Annotated in this window: 19 protein-coding genes; 8 read left to right on the top strand and 11 right to left on the bottom strand. The window is 42.9% G+C overall.

Annotated elements, in window-relative coordinates:
• Positions 1–17 precede the first annotated feature (17 nt).
• Complete coding sequence (locus ACXAER_RS14370; protein ID WP_474830279.1) at positions 18–725, bottom strand: DUF6776 family protein; 708 nt, start codon at positions 723–725, stop codon at positions 18–20.
• A 105-nt stretch (positions 726–830) separates the two neighbouring features.
• Between ACXAER_RS14370 and ACXAER_RS14365 the strand changes: the two genes are divergently transcribed.
• The 3 genes from ACXAER_RS14365 to ACXAER_RS14355 all read left to right on the top strand — a co-directional run bounded on the left by ACXAER_RS14365 (position 831) and on the right by ACXAER_RS14355 (position 3,312).
• Positions 831–2,507 (top strand): chloride channel protein, encoded by a 1,677-nt coding sequence (locus ACXAER_RS14365; RefSeq protein WP_474830277.1) that lies wholly within the window; start codon positions 831–833, stop codon positions 2,505–2,507.
• Position 2,508: 1 nt separating this feature from the next.
• Entirely contained in the window at positions 2,509–2,937 is a 429-nt protein-coding gene (locus ACXAER_RS14360; protein ID WP_474830275.1) for a CopD family protein, read from the top strand.
• Positions 2,938–3,120: 183 nt separating this feature from the next.
• Positions 3,121–3,312, top strand: a complete 192-nt coding sequence (locus ACXAER_RS14355) for a hypothetical protein (protein WP_474830274.1) — start codon at positions 3,121–3,123, stop codon at positions 3,310–3,312.
• Positions 3,313–3,343: 31 nt separating this feature from the next.
• Here ACXAER_RS14355 and ACXAER_RS14350 read toward each other — a convergent pair whose 3' ends face one another.
• Positions 3,344–4,042: a UPF0149 family protein gene (locus tag ACXAER_RS14350; RefSeq protein WP_474830591.1), complete on the bottom strand. Its 699-nt coding sequence runs from the start codon at positions 4,040–4,042 to the stop codon at positions 3,344–3,346.
• 251 nt (positions 4,043–4,293) lie between these two features.
• On the opposite strand from ACXAER_RS14350, the gene ACXAER_RS14345 reads away from it, so the two are divergent.
• Entirely contained in the window at positions 4,294–5,490 is a 1,197-nt protein-coding gene (locus ACXAER_RS14345; protein ID WP_474830272.1) for an Nramp family divalent metal transporter, read from the top strand.
• 172 nt (positions 5,491–5,662) lie between these two features.
• Here ACXAER_RS14345 and ACXAER_RS14340 read toward each other — a convergent pair whose 3' ends face one another.
• From ACXAER_RS14340 to typA, 3 genes are all read right to left on the bottom strand, one after another.
• Positions 5,663–6,838, bottom strand: a complete 1,176-nt coding sequence (locus ACXAER_RS14340; protein ID WP_474830270.1) for a MalY/PatB family protein — start codon at positions 6,836–6,838, stop codon at positions 5,663–5,665.
• 266 nt (positions 6,839–7,104) lie between these two features.
• Positions 7,105–7,482 carry a response regulator gene (locus ACXAER_RS14335; RefSeq protein WP_474805186.1) on the bottom strand — a complete coding sequence of 126 codons (378 nt, stop codon included), beginning with the start codon at positions 7,480–7,482 and terminating at the stop codon, positions 7,105–7,107.
• Positions 7,483–7,778: 296 nt separating this feature from the next.
• The gene (gene typA, locus ACXAER_RS14330) at positions 7,779–9,611 is read right to left on the bottom strand and encodes a translational GTPase TypA (RefSeq protein WP_474830268.1); all 1,833 of its coding nucleotides are present in this window, start codon (positions 9,609–9,611) and stop codon (positions 7,779–7,781) included.
• Positions 9,612–10,069: 458 nt separating this feature from the next.
• Between typA and glnA the strand changes: the two genes are divergently transcribed.
• The 4 genes from glnA (at position 10,070) to glnG (ending at position 14,946) form a co-directional block, all read left to right on the top strand.
• Positions 10,070–11,479, top strand: a complete 1,410-nt coding sequence (gene glnA, locus ACXAER_RS14325) for a glutamate--ammonia ligase (RefSeq protein ID WP_474830266.1) — start codon at positions 10,070–10,072, stop codon at positions 11,477–11,479.
• A 222-nt stretch (positions 11,480–11,701) separates the two neighbouring features.
• Entirely contained in the window at positions 11,702–12,331 is a 630-nt protein-coding gene (locus tag ACXAER_RS14320) for a DUF4124 domain-containing protein (protein WP_474830589.1), read from the top strand.
• Between the two features lie 130 nt (positions 12,332–12,461).
• On the top strand, positions 12,462–13,547 hold the full coding sequence (gene glnL, locus ACXAER_RS14315) for a nitrogen regulation protein NR(II) (protein ID WP_474830264.1): 1,086 nt from the start codon (positions 12,462–12,464) through the stop codon (positions 13,545–13,547).
• Positions 13,537–14,946 (top strand): nitrogen regulation protein NR(I), encoded by a 1,410-nt coding sequence (gene glnG, locus ACXAER_RS14310; protein ID WP_474830263.1) that lies wholly within the window; start codon positions 13,537–13,539, stop codon positions 14,944–14,946. Before glnL ends, glnG begins: the two co-directional genes overlap by 11 nt.
• A gap of 99 nt (positions 14,947–15,045) precedes the next feature.
• On the opposite strand, the gene ACXAER_RS14305 is transcribed toward glnG, so the two are convergent.
• The 6 genes from ACXAER_RS14305 to ACXAER_RS14280 form a co-directional block, all read right to left on the bottom strand.
• Positions 15,046–16,185: an HD-GYP domain-containing protein gene (locus ACXAER_RS14305; RefSeq protein ID WP_474830261.1), complete on the bottom strand. Its 1,140-nt coding sequence runs from the start codon at positions 16,183–16,185 to the stop codon at positions 15,046–15,048.
• A gap of 331 nt (positions 16,186–16,516) precedes the next feature.
• Entirely contained in the window at positions 16,517–17,902 is a 1,386-nt protein-coding gene (locus ACXAER_RS14300) for a TniQ family protein (protein WP_474830259.1), read from the bottom strand.
• Positions 17,889–18,890 (bottom strand): TniB family NTP-binding protein, encoded by a 1,002-nt coding sequence (locus ACXAER_RS14295; protein ID WP_474830257.1) that lies wholly within the window; start codon positions 18,888–18,890, stop codon positions 17,889–17,891. The genes ACXAER_RS14300 and ACXAER_RS14295 overlap by 14 nt, the downstream gene beginning before the upstream one ends.
• Before the next feature lie 71 nt (positions 18,891–18,961).
• Positions 18,962–19,582 (bottom strand): TniB family NTP-binding protein, encoded by a 621-nt coding sequence (locus ACXAER_RS14290; protein WP_474830255.1) that lies wholly within the window; start codon positions 19,580–19,582, stop codon positions 18,962–18,964.
• Positions 19,583–19,626: 44 nt separating this feature from the next.
• Positions 19,627–21,591 carry a hypothetical protein gene (locus ACXAER_RS14285; RefSeq protein ID WP_474830253.1) on the bottom strand — a complete coding sequence of 655 codons (1,965 nt, stop codon included), beginning with the start codon at positions 21,589–21,591 and terminating at the stop codon, positions 19,627–19,629.
• 5 nt (positions 21,592–21,596) lie between these two features.
• Positions 21,597–22,232 carry a hypothetical protein gene (locus ACXAER_RS14280; RefSeq protein WP_474830251.1) on the bottom strand — a complete coding sequence of 212 codons (636 nt, stop codon included), beginning with the start codon at positions 22,230–22,232 and terminating at the stop codon, positions 21,597–21,599.
• Positions 22,233–22,688: the final 456 nt, after the last annotated feature.

Raw genomic sequence — 22,688 nt, 5'->3', positions numbered from 1 at the left:
CTATGGTTGTTAGAGACTTACTCTAGGTCAACTGAAAGTGCTTCGCTCCACGGCACACTTACCTCATAGTTGCCTTTGCGAGTTTTATACTGATAAACCCGAGTAGTGAAAACAATAGATTCTACGTTTATAGCTTCTTCGATATTAAGCGTTACGTTAACCGCTTGGAAAAAACGAAAACGATACTTAACGTCTTCAGCAAGTAGGCTTGAACTGCCAGATTCTAGCCTAACAGGCTTTCCATCTCTTTTGCCCACAATAGCAATGTCTAAGTTGCCATTTATCACTGCCTTTCTTTGTTTAGATTGCAGTAAAACTAACCTGAGTTGATATGATGTATCACTTAATTTAAAGACCTCTACCCCTTCAATAGCAAAGCCGTCATCGGTTTTCTCGGGCGCCATAACACGCTCGTAGAAGCTTAACAGCTCTTGTTGTGCTTCTAGCTCTTTCTTCTGTTCACTTAACGTTTTTGCGATATTTTCTGACTCGAGTGAGGCAAGTTCCACGGCTACTTCAAGCTGGTTTACTTTCGTCGTTAGCGCATTATTCTCTTCAGACAAAATAGCAATAGTTTCCTTTTGAGCCTGCACTTTCTTGCTGTCGCCTTCGTCAATAATTCGCGCCAGCTTGTAACCGAATCCAATCATGACGAACATGATAAGCGCGACCATCAAGGTCCATTTATAGTTGCCTAATAATTCTTTTAGTTGGTCTGTCGTCATAATTTCTTCAATAAAAAACTACAAAAACGCTAACGCGTTCTAAATATTATGAATTTTAAGTGTTTATGGTAAGCTGCTAGCTACGTTAATCTACTGTACCACAACATGCGCTTGCAGGCTTTAAGAGAGGAGTTAGCTCATCCACGCACTACTATTCAGTTGTGCATGCTGGGCATTGTAGGGGGAACCTGCGCGGCGCTTATTATCATACTGTTTCGACTATGCGTTGAATGGCTTCAAGAAACAGGGGTATCGTCGCTTAAGTCAGTTCTTGCTTACGACTGGTTAGTTTGGCTTATCATGCCGCTTATTAGTGTTGGCTTAATACTATTCATTGCTTTTCTCACTGGCTTCAAACACTACCGCTTGGGGATTCCTTTCGTTATTCACCGGGTAAAATACTATTACGGTCATATTCCGTTTCGAACGACCATCAATCAGTTCTTTGGCGGTATGCTAGCGCTTGCTGGAGGCTTCGTCGTAGGAAGAGAAGGTCCTTCTGTTCATATGGGAGCATCGGGCAGTAGTTTTCTTGGGCAATGGCTTCGTCTGCCCTATAACAGTATTAGAATTCTTGCAGGCTGTGGCATTGCTGCGGGCATTTCTGCATCGTTTAATACCCCTTTCGCTGCCGTTATCTTTGTAATGGAAGTCGTGCTTCGAGAATACAAAATCCACATATTTGTACCTATCATGCTGGCCGCAGCCTGTGGCTCTGTGCTTACCCGTATTGTATTTGGAGAGGTCAACGAACTTTCGTTCTTATCTTTCAATGCCTTTAGCCAGTGGATGTATTTCTATTTAGTACTGTTAGGCATTTTACTGGGTATGTTGGCTGTGCTTTTTAATAGCCAACTTATGCGTGTTATGACCTGGTTCCGACCGGTTTCTATGGTGTGGCGTTTAATACTTGCAGCGCTAATTACCGGTACTATAGGTATGTTTATACCTGAGGCACTTGGGGCGAATTTTATTGACGTTGAGCACTTATTCGATAGCTCCCCTGGTGCGCTATTGTTGGTATCTACCCTTGTATTTAAGGTAATCTTAGCGGTATTTGCTATCGGCCTTGGTATCCCTGGGGGGATCATAGGCCCGGTAATGGTTATCGGTATGCTTGCCGGTGCTGTGCTTTTATTGCCGCTATCCTACTTTGTCAACGTGCCTGAATTCACTAACAGCTTTGCATTGCTGGGTATTGCGGGTATGCTGACGGCGGTATTACACGCGCCTCTTGCTGCACTTTCTGCGGTTATGGAGCTTTCCTATAGCCCTCAAATAATTCTGCCAGCCATGCTGGTGATAGTACCTGCTTACGTAACTTCAACGCAGTTTTTCGGCAACCGCTCTATTTTTATACGTCAGCTTGACTATCAGAATCTACCATACGCCATTTCATCTATCCGAGAGGCCCTTGAAAAGACGGGGGTACTAGCGGCAATGAATAGAGATTATAAGCTTTTTCACGATGCCCCAGAACAAGCGCTAATTAACTATTTAGAAGGCGATCCGACAAAAATTGTCATTCAGAAATCAAAATTTGAAATAGATGTGCAGTATAAACTGGTCCAATACAATGTAAGTTTGGAACACGATGCAGCAGCATTAAACTATTACGAAATGGAAGGCATCAGCGCGCAGTCTACGCTGCACGAAGTATACGAACATCTTAAAAATTCGCGCTCTGGCGCAGTTTATATTTACGATCAGGAGCTTAACGATATCATTGGCGTAGTAACCTGGAATATCTTGCAAAGCTTCTTACAAAAGGCACATTACTAATATGTACATTTTATGGTTTAAGGCACTGCACATCTTTTTCATGCTGGCGTGGATGGCAGGGCTTTTCTATTTACCACGACTTTTCGTTTATCACGCCACGACTAAGTCTCAAATAGTTAAAGATGAATTTAAAGTCATGGAGCGCCGATTGTGGTTGTTCGTTACTCCATTCGCCTTATTAACTCTGGCATTCGGCGTTGCGCTTATTGTCAGCTATGGTGGCACCTGGTTTAAAATGTCCGGGTGGCTCCATATAAAATTATTGTTGCTGCTTGCTATTTATGGCTATCACTTCTATTTGTTTAAGTTGATGAAGCAGTTCGCACGCGATGAAAATAGACACTCCCCCCGCTTCTATCGCTTTTTGAATGAAGCGCCTGTGTTAATTATTCTCGCAATTGTTTGCTTAGCTGTAGTTAAACCCTTTTAGGTTTAACTACACGCGTAGGCCTTTATAGACAGTAAGGAAGTCAGTACTCAAGGAACCAGTACTACAGTGTGATGTAAGAAGTTTTTTAAACTTAAAGTAGAGCGTGTTGTAGACATCACACATAGCCGCCCGACACTCACCATGTATCGGGTTTATTGAATTGTTTTTATCGGAATGTTTACCATGGATGACAGTAATCAACACCTCAAATACCTACTAAAGCAGACGGATATTGCGTTTAAGGCGCTGATGAGGGAACCTGCTTCAAGGCTTCTAAATGAGCAGTATGAGAAAGCGAAGCTCGAGTTAGATAGCTACACAGCTTCGCTTAAACACACGTTAAACCAACGTCACCAACAGCAGCGGCAGCGTTAACCAAATACAGTGAAGTCAATTAAATAAACCCCTAAGTAACTTTGTTAAAGGTTTCGAATTGATTGGGTAATGCTTGCGCCAGCTCTCCGGATAACTTTGTGTAATCTGCAAGTACCGATGGCAACTGCTTAACAAGCATGTGTATATTACTTTCCAGCTGGGCAACTTGCGTTTCGTTTCTGTAGGACAAAGCCAATTCTATGTTGGCAAGCGTTGAAAAAAGTTTTAAACAACGGGACAACCTCGCCTCCGCAGGTTCAGCTATTTTATCCTCCGCTAGTTTATCCTTGTCGTCACTTGTATCCTCTGTAGAGTGCTTATCAAGATTATTCCAAGCATTTTGCCACACTGGCTCTAATTGCTTATGTACTTGCAAAAGCCCGTTCAGCCAGCTTTCTAATTCCTTTGAAGGCCTCATCACTCCTTTCACTTCTATCGCTTCGGTGAGTTCACTAGATAAAGGTGATTTACTCTGGCGCATTAAATCTAAATGGGCGCGCAAGCCGTTCATCAAGGTATCTGCAAGCTTATCGACATCTTTATCTACTAGCTTGCTATCACTAGATTGAATGAGCCAAGGCATCCATTGCTCGGGCATGGGGATTTCTGGTGCGGCGGCAACCGCAAAGATCATCCCATCAACCTGATAAGCATTCGGAAGTACATTTTTGAAATTGGGATGCGAAACAATTTCGCTGATGATGTGTACTGGAAACCCGCCTTTCATCATTACCTTCCTTTTTAATTTGCGTTCTCTTTCTCGAAACGGTAGTCTGCGCGGCCACTTTGCAGAGGGCATGTTTTCTGACCTTATACTTCTCCCACATAGTTGGGGTTAGGCACGCAGAAAAAATAAGTCCTTTGCACTGGGTACGCGACAATAGGTTTAAAACCAATCTGTTACTGTATTGGTTTAGCGGTACTGTTGCGTGCTCGCCCACCTATTGTCATGATAGCAAAACTTAACTAAGAGTCGTTGCAATGGCAAAAGATAAATCAGGATATATCATCGCGGCCGCCTTCATTGGCCCGGGAACAGTAACTACAGCAAGCTTGGCGGGTGCAAACTTTGGTTTTCACTTGGTATGGGCGCTACTTTTTTCCGTATTTGCAACCATAGTATTGCAAGACATGGCGGCACGTCTTGGTGTAGCAAGTGGCCAAGGCCTGGCAAGCGCAATGAAAAATATGGCTTATAAGCCATGGCTTAAAAACGCATTTATTGTACTCATTGTTAGCGCTATAGGGATTGGTAACGCAGCCTATGAATCGGGCAACTTAACCGGTGCTGCGATTGGCCTAGACGCGTTCATCAATATAGGCATTGGCCCGTGGGCCAGCATACTAGGCACTATCGCAATTGTGTTGCTATGGTCAGGGAGCTACAAGTGGATAGAGACAGTATTGGTTTACCTTGTCTTTATCATGGCCGGGGTATTTTTAGTGACGCTGCTTGTAGCCAAGCCTGATATTGCTGCTATGTTTAGCCAGCTTACTTCACCGCGACTAGACGCAGATGCTATTACCACCGTGCTAGCCCTTATAGGTACAACCATTGTGCCATACAATTTATTCCTTCACGCAAGCCTAGTTGCCAAATCGTCAAAAGGACAGGATAAACATAACGCTGTAATAGCCTGTCGAAACCAGTCGGCTAAAGCAATCAGTATGGGGGGGCTTATTACGCTAATTGTTATGGCTACAGCTATGATGGCGTTTTTCAACCAAGCAGCCACCATGGACGCGTCTAATATGGGCGAGCAGCTTAAACCGGTGTTAGGTGATAAGGCGCAGTGGTTCTTTGCATTAGGGTTGTTCGCAGCCGGTTTGACCAGTGCCATTACCGCCCCGCTAGCCGCTGCTTATGCTGTAACCGGCGCCCTTGGACTATCTGATGAGATGCAAAGTAAAAGCTTTAAAGCTGTTTGGTTCATTATCATTGTTGTAGGTGTAAGTGTTGCAGCACTTGGCTTTAAGCCCCTACCTGCTATTTTGTTTGCCCAGGCAACAAATGCCTTGCTGCTACCTATTATCGCAATATTTTTGCTGGTCGTTATGAATAAAAGCACAGCGCTGGGTGAGTTTAGAAATACGTGGAAAAGTAACCTGGCAGGCTTTCTAGTAGTAGGTACTGTAATTGGACTGGGTTTGTATAAACTAATCGGCGTATTTAGCTAACTGCAAAAACAGAGGCAGAGTAAATTGTTCTTTTTGTATGCCGTTGTAGGTGTACTCGCAGATAGCAAAGAAATTACGTAACCAAAAAACTATATGATAAGGGCCAAAGTAATACTTTGGCCCTTTTTTATAGAGAGCGTAGTTACAAAAAGTACTCTGACCCCACAGTTTTTTAGCTGGCGAGGCGTTGTAGAATGTCTTGGAGCATTGCTTTGCTGCAGCCAAAGTTGATTCTGAAATGATCCGCTTTATGGAAATCAATACCCGGAGATGGGCCAACGCCCTTCTCTTCCGCCCACTGTTGAACGTTTTCTACGCCTAGCCCACTGGCATCTACCCACGCAAGAAACGTCGCATCGGCTTTTAGCATTTTAAGCCCGTCAATACTGTTGATGGTGTTAAACACCATGTCTCTGTTTTCACGTAAGTAGCTAAGCTGCTGCTGGTGCCAATCGTCACACTGAGTAAATGCCGCTTCTGTTGCCGCTAAGCCTAATACGGTTACCCACGGCACTATGCCTGCTGCGGCATTAGTAAACGCCTGACGCAGTTGGCGATTGGGAATAATGGCAAAAGACGTACCTAAACCCGCAATATTAAATGTTTTGCTGGCAGCCATAAGCGTTACGCTATTTTCAGCAAGATTAGCCTCGCGGCCTGCCGGGATATGCTGCTTCCCGTCTTCTAAAATAAGGTCACAGTGTATTTCATCAGAGCAAAGCTTAACATTGTTCGCACTACAGATTTCGGCAATGCGGTCTAGCTCCGCTTTTGAAAGTACCGAACCTACAGGGTTCATTGGGTTACAAAGAATAAACAGCTTGCACTTAGGATCCGCAGCTTCTTTTTCTAACGCGTCAAAATCAAGTGTATAGCGCGCTCCTTCGACTTCACTGATACTATCTAAACGTTCACCGTTAACGCTTTCTACAACCGTACCTATATCTACTCGCTCTAGGCCGTTTAGCTTTGGCGCTGCCAGTAATGGCGGGTAATTAGGCGTTTGAATAAGCACTTTATCGCCGGGTTCACAATACGCTTTGCACGCTACGTTGAACGCAGGTACAACACCTGGTGTCCACACCAGCCACTCGGGCTGGATTTCCCAATTGTGCTTATCTTTAAGCCATCTCACTACAGCCTGAATGGCGCCTTCGTGATGTGCTGGCAGTATGTAACCCATGTTGCCATGCTCAACTTGACCAGAGATGGCATCTAAGATTGGCTGAGCACAACGAAACTCGGTATCAGCCACCCAGGCAGGAATGATGTCTTTTCCTTTGTACTTTTGCCATTTGAACGAAAACGTATCTTTTCTAGAAGGGGTATTATCGAATAAAGCGCTCACATTACATCCTGTTGCTCAAAAACTTATAGCATCAGTGTAGAATTTTAGCGCCTCATAAACTAGGGGCTTAAGATGAATTAACTCAGTTTTGCTATATCGAAATATACTTTTATAGAGGTAAAGTTAAGGCGTTAAACAAACATGGCAAAGTGAACTTTTCCATTTTGTACCTTAGTGCGGTGAAAGCCTGCTTACTTTCGTTATTAGGTTTTCATTTTTAAGTGACGGCGTCAGAGAAATCGTAACATGTAAGACAAGCTTTAAGGCTAACTTGCTTGTGTGACTGCTTCTTTCGACTTTTGAACCAGCTCTTCCATATTCAGGGGTTTAGCTAAAAAGCCTGATACTTGAAGCTTACGCGCTTCAATAACGAGCTCTTTGTTAGGGTCGGCAGTAATAAGTAAAAAAGGGACGTCTAAACCAGATGACTGACAAGTTTTTAAAAGGCTAAGCCCGTCATAATCCGGCATTACTTGGTCACTTATGATCAAGCTTATGGTGTCGGAAGTTTGTTGTAGCAAGAAATCTCTCGCAAATTTACTACGCGTAAACGGAAAAACAGTAGCGTCTAACTGCGTTTCTAACGCGTCAGTAATTAGGTCTAACGTGATGGGATCATCTTCAACTACGGCTACAGAAAACACTACCCTTCCCCTTTCATAAGTTCATTAGCCGCTGTTATTACAACGACTTAGCTTACGAATTAAAGCGTAAGCCCACTTGTCTACAAGCATAGAATCTCAAAACCCATTTGACCACTAACCTTTGGTCGATATTTACGCTTTTTTCAACATAATACTGTTTGTATGAAACAACTAATTTTTCACACAAGAACGTAAGTGTGAGTTGGTGAAAAAAGGAGGCTTGAAAATATCAATTGAGAAAATAAAAAATGCCAGCAAAAGCTGGCATTTTTAAACTGATGTAGTCTTAGAAGCTATTAAGACTTAGGTGCGCGAGATGCGCGCTTACGTTCGTTTTCTGTAAGAAGCTTCTTACGAATACGGATAGATTCAGGTGTTACTTCTACTAGTTCGTCGTCATCGATGAACTCAAGCGCTTGCTCTAGTGACATCTTGATTGGTGGAACTAGCGTTTGCGCTTCGTCGGTACCAGAGGCACGAACGTTAGTAAGCTGCTTACCTTTAAGTGCGTTTACAGTTAGGTCATTGTCACGGCTGTGAATACCAATAACCATACCTTCGTACACTTCAACACCGTGACCGATAAATAGGCGACCACGCTCTTGCAAGTTAAACAGGGCGTTAGTTAATGCTTTACCGTTAGCGTTAGCGATCAGCACACCGTTTTTACGCTTACCGATAATGCCGCCCTTATATGGACCGTAGTGATCGAACGTGTGGTAAAGCAAACCCGAACCAGATGTCATTGTCATAAAGTCTGTTTGGAAACCAATTAGGCCACGACTTGGAATAATAAAGTCGATACGAACACGGCCTTTGCCATCTGGAGACATATCGGTCATTTCGGCTTTACGAAGACCAAGCTGTTCCATGATTGAGCCTTGGTGCTCTTCTTGACAGTCAATCGTTAGTGTTTCGTAAGGTTCTTGTGTTTCGCCGTCAACTTCTTTAAGAATTACTTCTGGACGAGATACAGCAAGCTCGTAACCTTCACGACGCATGTTTTCAATAAGAATACCCAAGTGAAGTTCACCACGACCTGATACGCGGAACTTATCAGGGTCTTGAGTTTCTTCAACGCGAAGCGCAACGTTGTGTACTAGTTCGTCGTTAAGACGCTCAAGAATGTTGCGTGACGTTACATATTTACCTTCTTTACCCGCAAACGGAGACGTGTTTACCTGGAAGGTCATGGTTACAGTAGGCTCATCAACCGTAAGCGGAGGAAGCGCTTCAACTGTATTTTGGTCACAAATTGTGTCAGAGATCTTAAGTTCGCCAAGACCTGTGATAGCAATGATGTCGCCAGCATGCGCTGATTCAACTTCGTGACGTGCAAGACCAAGATAGCCGTAAACTAAGCCAACTTTACCGTTGCGCTTTTCGCCATCAGCTGTAACAACAGTTACTTGTTGATTTGGCTTAACTGAACCGCGCTTAACGCGACCTACACCGATTACACCCACGTATGAGTTGTAATCAAGCTGAGAAATCTGCATTTGGAAAGGACCGTCGATGTCAGCATCTGGCGCAGATACTTGCTCAACGATAGTTTCAAATAGCGCAGTCATGTCTTCTTGAGGCGCGTCTGCATCGTGTGATGCCCAGCCATTTAGTGCAGAAGCGTAAACTACTTGGAAGTCAAGCTGCTCGTCAGTTGCGCCTAAGTTATCGAAAAGGTCGAATACTTGATCCATTACCCAATCAGGGCGTGCGCCAGGCTTGTCGATTTTATTGATAACAACAATTGGCTTAAGGCCTTGGGCAAATGCTTTTTGCGTAACGAAACGCGTTTGTGGCATTGGGCCTTCTTGTGCATCTACAAGTAGAAGTACAGAGTCAGCCATTGACATTACACGTTCTACTTCACCACCGAAGTCAGCGTGTCCAGGAGTATCTACGATGTTGATTCGGTAGTCGTTCCAGTTAATCGCTGTGTTCTTAGCTAGGATGGTAATGCCACGTTCTTTCTCGATGTCGTTCGAGTCCATTACGCGCTCTTCTTGCTCGCCTCGAGATTCAAGGGTGCCAGACTGCTGTAACAGTTTGTCTACCAGGGTGGTTTTACCGTGGTCAACGTGGGCGATGATTGCGATGTTACGCAATTTACTAATATCAGTGGTATTCATGCTTATATAGAGCCTGTGTAAATCGATGCCAACTTAATTCGGGAATCGAATAAGTCTGCATTAGATTTGTTGCAAAAAAATGCAGATAGAGAAATTTGCGCGGATTGTACAGAAAAACCTCGACGTTTGCGCACCTTTTTTTGATCCTATGTCACTTTTATTGGAATTAACTCTTCAGTTTAAAAAATAAACATATTAATTGCACCGAATTGAGCAGAGACGGTGGTGGTGTGATAGAAAGTGATCTAGGCTAAATGACATAAAAGTAACAATTAAGCACCACTATGGAGCGCCAGTGCACTTTATTAGTGCAATGCTATTCAAATGGAAGTGATAGATGCCTGTCCATGCCGCAAAATTCGGCTTGCTTGTAAATGGCATGATAATCGCTTTCACTTTTGCCACTGTTGGAGTGAAGCTGATCATTCCGCATTTTTACATTAAACCTGGAGGACACGATGTCAGTAGATAAGGCATTAGAACTGATTAAAGAAAGTGAAGCGAAGTTTGTAGATTTACGTTTTACCGACACTAAAGGTAAAGAACAACACGTATCAATTCCTGCAAGTGTTGTTGATGAAGAATTCTTCGAAGAAGGTAAAATGTTCGACGGTTCTTCAATTGCTGGTTGGAAAGGCATCAACGAATCAGATATGGTTCTTCTTCCAGACGCAGACAGCTGCGTTGTAGACCCTTTCGCAGAAGAAACACAAGTAAACATCCGCTGTGACATTGTTGAGCCTTCAACAATGGAAGGTTACGAGCGTGACCCACGTTCTGTTGCACGTCGCGCAGAAGAGTACTTGAAATCTACAGGTATCGGCGACACATGCTTCTTCGGTCCAGAACCAGAGTTCTTCCTTTTTGACGATGTGCGTTTCCACACAGATATGGCAGGCTCGTTCTACAAGATCGACTCTTCAGAAGCAAAGTGGAACTCAGGTGAAGAATTTGAAGGTGGCAACATGGGTCACCGCCCAGGCGTTAAAGGCGGCTACTTCCCAGTACCTCCGGTAGATTCTGCTCACGACATTCGTGCTGCTATGTGTATGGTTATGGAAGAAATGGGTCTTGTCATTGAGGCTCACCACCACGAAGTAGCGACAGCGGGTCAAAACGAGATCGCTTGTGAATTCAACACATTAGTTAAGAAAGCTGACGAAATTCAAGTTTACAAGTATGTGGTACACAACGTTGCACACGCATACGGCCAAACTGCTACCTTTATGCCTAAGCCACTTGTTGGCGATAACGGTTCTGGTATGCATTGTCACCAGTCTATCTCTAAAGACGGCGTGAACATCTTCGCAGGTGACAAATACGCTGGTCTTTCTGAAGAAGCACTTTACTACATCGGTGGTATCATTAAGCACGCGCGTGCAATCAACGCCTTCGCCAACGCTTCTACAAACTCTTACAAGCGTCTAGTTCCTGGCTTCGAAGCGCCGGTAATGCTTGCATACTCTGCGCGTAACCGTTCTGCATCAATTCGTATTCCACACGTAACTAGCGATAAAGCGCGTCGTATTGAAGTACGTTTCCCTGACCCAACAGCTAACCCTTACCTTGCATTCTCTGCAATGCTAATGGCTGGCCTTGACGGTATCAAAAACAAGATCCACCCTGGCGATGCTATGGATAAAGACTTGTACGATCTACCTGCAGAAGAAGCGGCTGAAATTCCAACTGTTGCAAGCTCGCTTGAAATGGCACTTGAAGCACTTGATAACGACCGTGATTTCCTTAAAGCCGGTGGCGTAATGACTGACGACATGATTGATGCTTACATCGACCTTAAGTCTGAAGAAGTGACTAAGCTTAACATGACAACTCACCCAGTTGAGTTCGACATGTACTACAGCGTGTAATAACACACTGTATAGCAATTTTCACAAAAGCCCGCTATGCGGGCTTTTTTTATGCGTATAAATTATCTACTATGTTCTTGTAAATAGAGTGATAAAGAATACGTTCTCGGAGCAATTTGCTCTTTACTCTGTGTATAAGCTGCCAATTGAATTTAGTACTAGATCGATCTTAATAATTAGCAATCAAATAATACATTGATTAGGTGACAACACGTGCAAAACATGACGCGAAACATCTGCTTAATTTCACTGCTGTCTATAGGTAGCTATGGAATTCTACCTTTAGAAGCCGCTGCGCTTAGTCAAGATAATGAGCCACAAAATACGCAGCAGAAAACACAGGTGAATGAAGCAGCACAAGACTCCAGCACACCTAACGCGGCCAATTCTTCCCCAATGACAATCTATAAAGTAATTGGAAAGGATGGTGCTGTTACTTACACTGATAAGCCTCAGCAAAATGCAGAACCACTAGCGTTCGATGGTAAAACCCAAAACGTAGTTACTGCAGCTAAGGTAACACCTCCTTCACCGCCTAAACCTAAGGCTTCAAAACCTAATTATCGCGTAGTAATTAAATCTCCAGCTCCAGAAGCGACAATTCGTAATAACTTGGGTGAGTTTACTATTGCAGCGTCACAAACTGGTGCGCCTAAAGCGCCAATGTATCGATTAATATTTGATGACGCCCCACTAGCTAGCAATACTTCAGGCGTTTTTAAGCTATCAGGCATTCATCGTGGAGCCCATACTTATAAAGTTGAACTAACTAACAATACGGGCAAGACTCTTGCATCCTCTCCAGTACAAACCCTTTACCTTCATCAGGCATCGGCGTTAATTAATAACTAATAGCGTGCAACTATTGTTAAGTAAGCGCACCAGAGAGGTTCAGTAGACATTTTATCCTGAGCCCTTTATTCGCGCATCGCATCATTGCAAGCTACAATGCACAATAATAGTGCAAAGGAGACGGGCTCGGATGCATTCCACCGAGTTAGAGACACTACAGCTTATCAATAGCCTCAATACTGCATTGGTGATGGTAGACAATAAACTTTCTATTGTTTATGCCAACCATGCAGGCGAGGCTTTATTTGAAACCGGATTAAAACAACTTGTCGGACACTCACTTCAAGACTTTTTCTTGCCAGGCACAATAGAAACCACCCGCCTAAAAGCCGCCATTAGAAAAGGGGAGGATTTTACCGAAAACGAAATTAAGTTAGCATTTAGAGATAACCGCTATGTATCAGCCGACTTAACCGTTACAAATTTGCATTTTGAAGATGGCCCACGGCTATTGTTCGAAGTTAAAAAAATTGACCAGCAAAAGCGTATTTCCCGAGAGAATTTACAAAACGCTCAGCACTATGCGGCACGAGAGTTAGTAAGAGGTCTAGCTCACGAGATAAAAAACCCGCTAGGCGGTATTAGGGGCGCAGCACAGCTATTGGAAAAAGAGCTGACGGAAGAGCATAAAGAGTTTACACGCATGATCATTGAGCAATCTGATCGCCTGCGAAACCTAGTTGACCGCTTGCTAGGTCCAAATTCACTGCCTAGATTCGAAGAAAGTAACGTGCATCAGGCACTTGAAAAGATACGCAGTTTAATGCGCTTTGATTCGGATAACCCCATAACTATTATTCGCGACTATGACCCCAGTATTCCTCCGCTTATGTTGGATCCTGACATGATCCAGCAAGCGGTACTCAATATTGTGCGCAATAGCGTTCAGGCACTAACCGAAAGTCAGACACCTAACCCCGAAATTAGGCTGGTAACGCGAATTGAGCGTCAAATGACAATTCAGACAAAGCGTCATGCCCTGGTAGCAAAAATTAAAATTATCGATAACGGCCCAGGCATTCCACCTGAGATTAAAGACACACTTTTCTATCCCATGGTCACGAGTAAGCAAAATGGCTCTGGGCTGGGTTTGTCTATATCACAAACCCTAATAAACCACCACGGCGGCAAAATAGATGTAGACAGCTACCCTGGTCACACTGAGTTCGTAATTTACATACCAATAGATCGTAAGGAGACAGACGATGACGAATGAGTCTGTGTGGATTGTCGATGATGACAGTTCTATTCGTTGGGTGCTGCAAAAGGCCTTACAAGCAGCCGATATCAGCTGTTTGAGTTTTGAAAACCCTGAAGATTTATTGCTTCAACTTCAAAGCGGTCAAGCCCCTGAAGTCATCATTTCAGATATCAGAATGCCACAAATGGACGGCATGACATTACTGAACGAAGTACATGCATCGCACCCACTGCTTCCCGTCATAATTATGACAGCGCATTCGGATTTGGACAGTGCAGTTAATGCTTATCAAAAAGGGGCATTTGAATACTTGCCAAAACCTTTTGATATTGACGAAGCGGTTACCTTAACCCAGCGTGCGCTTGCTCACGCCAGGGAGCAATCAACCGTGTCAAAATCGCAGGTTGAAGACGTAGTAACAGAAATTATTGGTGAAGCGCCTGCTATGCAGGAAGTTTTCCGTGCCATAGGTAGACTTTCACGTTCTTCAATTAGCGTGCTTATTAACGGGCAATCGGGTACGGGTAAAGAACTGGTGGCGCACGCGCTTCACAGACACAGCCCCAGAGCGAGCAAACCTTTCATCGCGCTTAACATGGCGGCTATCCCGGCGGATCTTGTAGAATCTGAACTGTTTGGTCATGAAAAAGGCGCCTTTACCGGTGCACAAGCAGCACGCCAAGGGCGTTTTGAACAAGCTGACGGCGGTACACTTTTCTTAGATGAAATAGGCGATATGCCGTTAGATGTGCAAACCCGCCTTCTACGCGTGCTGGCCGATGGCCAGTTTTATCGAGTAGGTGGACATCAGTCGGTAAGCGTTGATGTACGCATTATTGCAGCAACCCACCAAAACCTAGAACAGCGCGTTGCTGAAGGTAAATTTAGGGAAGATTTATTTCATCGACTGAACGTTATTCGCGTGCATCTTCCATCGCTGAACGAGCGTCGTGAAGATATTCCATTGTTAACGCGTCACTTCCTTCGCCGAGCTGCCAAAGAGCTTGATGTAGAAGCTAAAAGCATTTCTAAAGAAGCTGAGCGCGTTATGTCTCAACTGTCCTGGCCTGGTAACGTTAGACAACTTGAAAACGTATGCAGATGGTTAACCGTTATGGCAAGTGGGCAAGAAGTCTTACCCAGCGATCTGCCACCGGAAATTCATAGCGATAGTAGTATTGAAAAACCCAGTGCCGAATCGGGTGATTGGCCAGATCTACTCGCGAGCTGGACTGACAAACAACTACGCGATGGCCATCATAATATACTCAACGACGCTATGCTGACTTTCGAACGTGTTATGCTCGAGCGTGCGCTTCAACACACGCATGGTCATAAGCAAGATGCGGCTAAGCGTTTAGGCTGGGGGCGAAATACGCTTACTCGCAAGCTGAAAGAACTAGGGGTTAACTAGACCTTAACGCTTTTCAGATAGCAGAGGGAACCTTCTGCTATCTCATAGCCCCCTGTAATTTCAAGCCCGCAGCCATGATGTGATAGTTCCAGTGATTAATTACTGCCCTTTAGTTAAAAGCGCTGTCATAGCCTGATTAAACAGTCGTACCCATTTCATACTGAACTGCCCTTTGGCACTGCGATTAATCTCAATTACTGCTTCTTTTTTGGAAAGCACATTATCTTCATTGTGCGCTCTAGGATGCGTCATCGCATCGTATGTATCGACTATGGCTAAAAGCTTTGCCCCTTCACAAATATCCTCTTCTTTAATCCCTAAAGGATATCCAGTTCCATCGGTGCGTTCGTGATGCTGCATCACTATTTTACGGGCCATATCCCATTGGTCCAGGTGCTCTAACAAACGAGCACTTTTATAAACATGAGAACGCATTAGGTTGAACTCAATATCACTTAATTCATCGCCTTTATGCAGCAGCTTTAACGGCATAAACGCCATGCCAAAATCATGAACGTAACTGGCTACCGCCAGCTGGTCTTCGTCAATTGGATTTTCAGCAACATCGTTAATATACATAGCCAATTTAGCAATGCGATCACCTCTTCCAACCCAATAGTTAGAACGCCGCTCAATGGTTTGCATAAGATCGCGGAAAAACAAAATGTCTTGTTTCTTCTCACTGCTAATGTCTTTAGGTATACCTGTCGCGGCTAATGTGGGCGGCTTTATTTGCACGTTTTCGGGGTCGTCGCCGTCAGCGACAATGTCTAACGCAGGATTAAGTAACAACACCGCTTCGGTAAGACGCTTTTCATGTTCAGCAGAATTGTCAGGCGTAACACGACCAATAGCCAATACTAGCTGGTTGTGAAGGTTGTCATCGTACTCGGCCTTACCGTCAGCCATAACAGCTTCGACAAAGGCTTTTACCCTGTCCATGGTAAGAAGCACCAAATCACTCATAGTGCTGGTATATGCCACCTGCCCTTTGCGCAAATAATCGAGTAAATCTTCAACATGCTGCAAAAGGGGGATCATAGGAGAGAAATTAACTAAACCTAAATCGCCCTTAATGGTGTGGATTGAACGAAACAGGGCCCGTTGCAACTCGTTATCTTCCGGCCGAAGCTCTAATTCAATCAAAGTTTGCTCACTTGATTCATAGAGTTCGTTAATTTCCTCCATAAGGTCAGCAAGAATATCTTCTTCTAGGTCGTCTGGAGTAAATGTCTGCATGTAATGAATACCGAGTTAGGTTCTATTAAGCTTTCTATTATTGTAATTCGGTATCGGCAAAATTTCCTCATACTAAAGGTGATAAAAGAGGAACTTTCACGAGTGTGAGGTTTATTTAGTTTGAACCCACCATACTTTTCATCTCCTTATTTTTCAGATACTTAAATAAAACGTCCAATTAAGAAAACCCGGTTTATCCGGCTAATGGTGAGCCTGCGTGCTTTTTGTCCGGTCAATATGAGCCTAAGAAAAGCTAGCTTTGCGTGATACCTAAGTGAAAGATAGACGAAAAAAAAGCCGCTGGAAAGCGGCTTTTCGAGGAGTAATTATTTTAAGCTGTCTTTTTGTAACATCTATGACTAGATATTTTTGGTGGCTGTAACTCGAACAGGTTATCTAACTCTTTCCGACAAAAGTAAAACTCTTCAAAACCATGGTCATGATGTTCGGGTGCGTATACATTTATAGACTTAGAGTTAAGATGTCTTAACAGCTGGTGAGTTTTCACTCTGTAGCGTCTTAGTTGTTTATCGTCCCCCCATGCTATGAAATTATCATTTACACCTTCTAAACTACACCTTTCCATGGATAAGGCCTGCCTTTTTAACGTTCTGAAAAACGTTACTACATCATCAACACGACTTGGAGATACTTTGGATGGAGAGTTTGTATGAACTCTTCCCGGTAATATTTTTTCCTTGATCAGACTTTTTATCTCATTCTCTTTCAGTAAAAGAACATTTTCCAAATGGGGCCATTTTGTTTCCAACCTCGCTTTGTCTTTAGTTGTATTCAATCTTCTATGTGATGTCAGCACTCTAAAAGTAGCTTCTTTAAATTTCGGAACACGGTTATCTATTAATCTCTCTTGATCGAATACGTCCTTAAAAACGTCATCATTAGCAGCATCTATTTTCTGAAACAACCTTTTCTGATGCGGCCTTCCAACCATTTTCTGCCATTGGTTTATCCTCTCTTCTTTAAGCTTTGCCACAACTTCTTTAGAGTGAGCAATTAAAAATGCATTCTCAAAATGGTCAGATATACATGGTACGTTCTGCTCCACATCTCTTGGGTTCACAAAAGATGCATCAAATGGCCTGAGTCCCACATTCATTTTTTTGAATATCCTTTCAATCAGATCGAATTTAGCTTTTTTCTCGGCCCCCGCTATCGCAATTTGCGATAGCGGGAGCTCGACTTTAATAGGGCTCACGTTCTTCCACTTAAGCCCACACTCAATGCAACCTTCAAACAAGCTAGTGTGCCACTTAAATTTGCTGTTACATTGTGGGCAGCGACGCCATAGCTTGCATTCATGCTCGATGCAGTGCGTTGAGTAATAGAAATGCCATTGCGATTTAAGATATTTTTCGCTCAATACACAGCACGGACAAATAATTGGGTCATTAACAACTATATGACGCGCAGAGGACATCCAATTAAATAAATGAATGGCTTTTTCATCTTCAAAACATTCAGATAGTTTCGTTTTATCACAACCAAGCAACAAAGCTAACTTATCTATAAAGCCTTCATATTCAAGAGTGCCGACCACAAAAGGTTTTTGCGCTTTAGCTGGCATTTGAATCGATTTCATAAAGTCAGTTAGCTTATCCCGCCCATTACGAAATGCTAACCGAAGTATAAAACCTTTAAAAAGCTCACCATTAATTGGCACAGGGTGAAAAGGTAACTGTTTATTAAGCTGCGTCATTGGTAATACCTCCGCGATAATTTTCAATAAAACGTTGAACAGCCTTTCTGTTAGTGAAGGGGTTAAAATCAATATTTTTATTTAACGACTGAAGGCGAAAGCAAATTTCAGAAAGCGACGACTTATCCGGGTTAAAGGTTTTATCGTCCTCCATCTCGACATTGATTTCCAAAAAGACGTCTCTCAAAGCTCGGGGGAGTCCTTTAGTTGCCACAAATAGGCTGTCTAACAGAGGTAAGTTAGAGAAAACGGGTTCTTCATTCTCAAACCGAACAAATTGTAGTTTTTTTGTTTTGCAAGGGAGGTGTTCGCCGTAAGCTGTTGCCATCTCAGCGAAATCAAATTTACGAAACTCTTCGTTTCCATATGAAAGACTGCTAAGACTCGCTGAGTAGATAATTCGTGAAGCCAGTTCCCTATCAAGTTCGTGTAGTAGCCTCGCTCTTTCTGTTCCCACAAAAAGAAATGGAATACACGTATCATCCATAAACCCTTTTATCCACGCTAAAGCTTCTTTCGGCTTTCCTCTTTCTGTTTTGGGCAAAAAGTCATGAATCTCATCAATAACGATAAGTTTTACCTCAAGCTTTTTAAGCAACCAGATTAAACGCGGCTTCAACTCATTTACTGTTCCATTTAGCGAAAAGTCTCCAAGTTCATAAAGCATACTTTGAATAATCTGCTTTGCTGTAGACTGCTTAGGTGCAGTAACAATAAGTACTGGCACCGTTTTATAGTCACCATAATCAATCGAATAGCTGGAGAGCGTCTCTCTCTTTTTTTTGACGTAATGAGACTTTCCAGCCCCAGACTCACCAATAAGAGTCATCCCCATTGATTTAACTCCATCAAAACGCATCAAGCGATTTACTAATTTATCTACTTCCCTGTATTGCTGATTCCATAGTGCCAATGATGAAATGTTCTTCGCACCTACAAGGTTAGATGTGATTGGAACGGGAAGTTGCGTTGTATCGTGTTGTGGCATAATGTTTCCTCTATTGAACGAGTTGCTGCTGTTGTAATTTAAAACTAAATACGAAACTATTGGTGCTCATATCAAAGACTGCTAAGACTTGCTGAGTACGGAATTCGTGATGCCAATTCCTTATCAATGCTGTGTAGTAGCTTCGCTCTTTCGGTTCCCACAAAAAGAAATGGAATACACGTTTCATCCATGAACCCTGTTATCCACGATAATGCTTCTGACGGCCGTCCTCTTCCTGATTTAGGTAACAAGTTATGTACCTCATCAATAACGATAAGTTTTACTTCAAGCTTTTTGAGCAACCGAATTAAACGCGTCATTAACTCGCTTACTGAGCCCTGTGGTGATAGGTCTCCAAGTTTACGAAGCATGTCTAGAATGATCGGCTTAGGTTTAAACTGCGTGGGTGCAGTAACAATAAGTACTGGCACCGTTTTATAGTCACCATAATCAATCGAAAAGCTGGAGAGCGTCTCTCTCTTTTTATAGACGTAGTGAGATTTACCCGTCCTGACCTTACCAATGAGCGACGCCCCCATTGGTTTGACTCCATTAAACCGCATCAGGCGATTTACTAATTCATCTACTTCCCTGTATTTCTGATTCCATAGTGCCAATGATGAAATATTCTTCGCTCCTACAAGGTTAGATGTAGTTGAAACCGGTAGTTGCGTTGTATCGTGGTGTGACATAATGTCTCCTTTGTTAAACGAGTTGTTGCTGATAGAATTAAGAACTAAAGGCGCTCAGACGGCTTAGGTTTAAAAACTGGGGCACTAGACGCTTTAACACTAACCACGCTAGATTCCTCATAACTTGGCGTCGGATTATCCGAATGCTTACCAATTCCACTACGCATTACTTTTTCTACCTCATCATGCGTAAGCGCTTTTGTGATATCGTGCGTGTCTTGACGACGTTTTTTCCTTTTGGGCTTTGGCCCTGAGCCCGCTACTATCCGTGGCATCGTTAACCGATTGCGCGTTTTGTCTGTAGTGCTTTGTGTTTTAAACTCAGCAAGCGATAGACCCTTAAACACTTTAGGTGTAGTTGCTGGAACAATGAGAATTTCCTGTGTGAGAGGGTTTATTACCGTTATTTCCCCAATATCTAAATCGTCATGCATCAGCTCAACGTGTCTGTTTTTGAGCTGGCTTTCAAGTTGGTGTCCAAGTTTTTGTAGCTCGTCGTTGTTGTAATAAATACGGTTAACCACAATCCCCTTTGGTATCGAAATTGTGCGCTCTGTACGCAAGCCACCAAACGCATCTATCATCGAAAAGTCTGCCGCAATTCTTGGCGCACAGAAATTTGCTACTTCCTCCCAAGCTTCAATTGGCGTTTTATTATCAAGCCCTCGATGTGGGTTCCGGTGATAAATAGACAGAATATATTTCTCGATTGCCGCCTCGAACTCCTCACAAGTCAAATGCGCCATTTCCTCAATTGTACGGTCGAGTTCAGCGCCTCGCTGTCGAACGCCGGCATATCCATCAATATTAGCCATGCACTGCGTTTTCAGCGTTCGCATGAACCTTTCTACAAAAGGCTTTTTCCACGGCGATGCTTTTTCTGTGACAACGGCGGAAATACCAATAGAAGACAACATTGCCTTGACCTGTGAAGCAGTAAAAGCTGGCCCTGAGTCGGAGACAATACTTTCTGGAATTCCGCCCAACGGAAATTCGTCTGAAGTGTGTCGCCCAACCTTTACCGGATTACAGATTTCTTTAATTAGCTGGATGACCGCAGATGAAGATTCACTAGAGTTCTTATCCCCATAACTAATTGTCAAACCGACGATAAGGCGTGTATGAACGTCTATTGCGATATATAGAATTGGACGAAGTAATAACTCATTTCCTTTTTCATCTATGTTGATAACCGCAATATTCGGATGTACTGCGTCGACTTCCACTAGCTCAAGAGGACGATTCGTGACGAAGCTGCTTTTAACACTGCGATGGATTTTTCTTGCAGCTTTTACCCCTAACCTCGCTTTATCAACTTCATAAGGGTCTAACTTTGCGAGGTACTCAAAAAACGTGGAGCGGCTCATCGGTTTGAGTGCTATCTCTTCTTCCGTTTTGTATGTATCTTGTCTATTTTCTTTTTCCCAGATGCCTACCCTCTCTGAGTATTCCTCAATAAATTTGTAGTATGTGCCATTGCGGGAGTCTCCTTGAAATTTAAGATACTCTCTATGAATAACCTCGTCTGCGAGGTCCTTAACACGCTGGTTAAACTGAGAGCGGCGCTTTTCTTTCGTTTTTCCTAGAACATAAGCGACGCTAAATTCATTCTCCTCCCACCTTTTATACCAACGCTTAAAGGTTGCATTACTTGGTATTTTTCCATTGAAAAGACCATATTTTTTAGTCGCGTTGGCAGCCGCTCGCTCTAATACAGCTTTAGCTTGTGGGGTTTTTGAAGCTCGCATCGTTTGCACTACCTCATTAACGTATGCGTATTTTTGTTCGTAAGATGGGTCAGTCACCGCTTCAAGAACAAATTCTGTCTTAGGCTTTTCAAGCGTAAATTCGCCTTTTATATACGCATCTTGTAACTCATGCGGCAGGACGACCTTCGGGCCGCAGTCTTCAAAGTCTAATACAACATACTTTGAGTTTACTGCTTCGATAACGCCCTTCCGGCCATTGAAGTCGAACTTTGAGTTTGTAGGTAATGCTAAAAGAGTCATGGTGCTTAGCTCCATTTCAAAAGTGTGTTAGTGGTAATTGCTGGCTCATCGCAAAAATTAATACTTGAGTAATTTTGGGCGATAAAAGCCCACGCATGGCTTCGGTCAGCTCCCCATTGTTCAAAACAATTTTCCAACTTACTGACGACCAAGTCAGAATGTGCAAGCAGCTCTCGCCCCTTTTTCATTAACGAGCGTTCGACCTGAACGAACAAAAATCTGTATAGCGTTTTCCTAATTTCATAGCCCGGTTTAAGAGCGATATCATCAGACGTTATTAGAGCAAGGCTAGAATTTTGATATGTCTGCAAAAGCTCTGATATAAGGGCTATTTTCTTTTTCAGTTTTTCACCCTTTATCCCTTTTGTTTGCTCTACATCTTTAACTTCCACGTCGAGAAAGCGCCCATCCTTAAACTCAATTCTTACGTCGCTTGTGTAACGTCGCTTTCTACCTTCATATCTATAATGAAAGCTGTTCGGCTGCGTCATAAACCGCTTTATTGAAGGGTCAAATTCACACTCAATAAGAAAATCTCTTTCTAACGAACTGTCACATTGCAATGTCTTCCGATTAATAAAGGACGGGTGATAAATCCTAGGGTGAAATAGATTTGCTCCCTTGATGTATCTTTGCTTCATTTTGTTCTCCGCTTGCCATTTCGCTTTTTTTGTTCGATTTGCTCATGCTTAGGCGCTTAAATATTGTTCAAAAAAACCTCACGTCAAATATATTTTTTATTAAAATACTTCATATAAATATCTGATATGTTTACACTTTTATAAATCATGTTATTTAAATAATACCTATGTATCTGAATACAAATTTAAAAAAACATCCGCTAAATGCATAATTGAGCTTAAAGACTCAAAAGTTATAATTTCCGAATTTTTAGATTTTTTTATTACAAGCTTTTCCCCTCTCTTTATGGCCCATGAAGTTACAGAGCAAAAGCGAACAATTATTTTCATTTTTGTATTCGTTACTCTGAAATTACGCCTTTTGCGCTCCTACTAAGGCCCACTAAATAGCTGTGAAAAAGCGAACAAAAGAAGTGATAAGAATTATTAAGGAACTCTGCACACAAGGAGAAAGAA

The sequence above is a fragment of the Alteromonas sp. AWJ4_199 genome, from assembly GCF_056159165.1.
The sequence above is the reverse complement of the archived record's forward strand: the minus strand, read 5'-3'. Positions and strand labels throughout refer to the sequence as shown.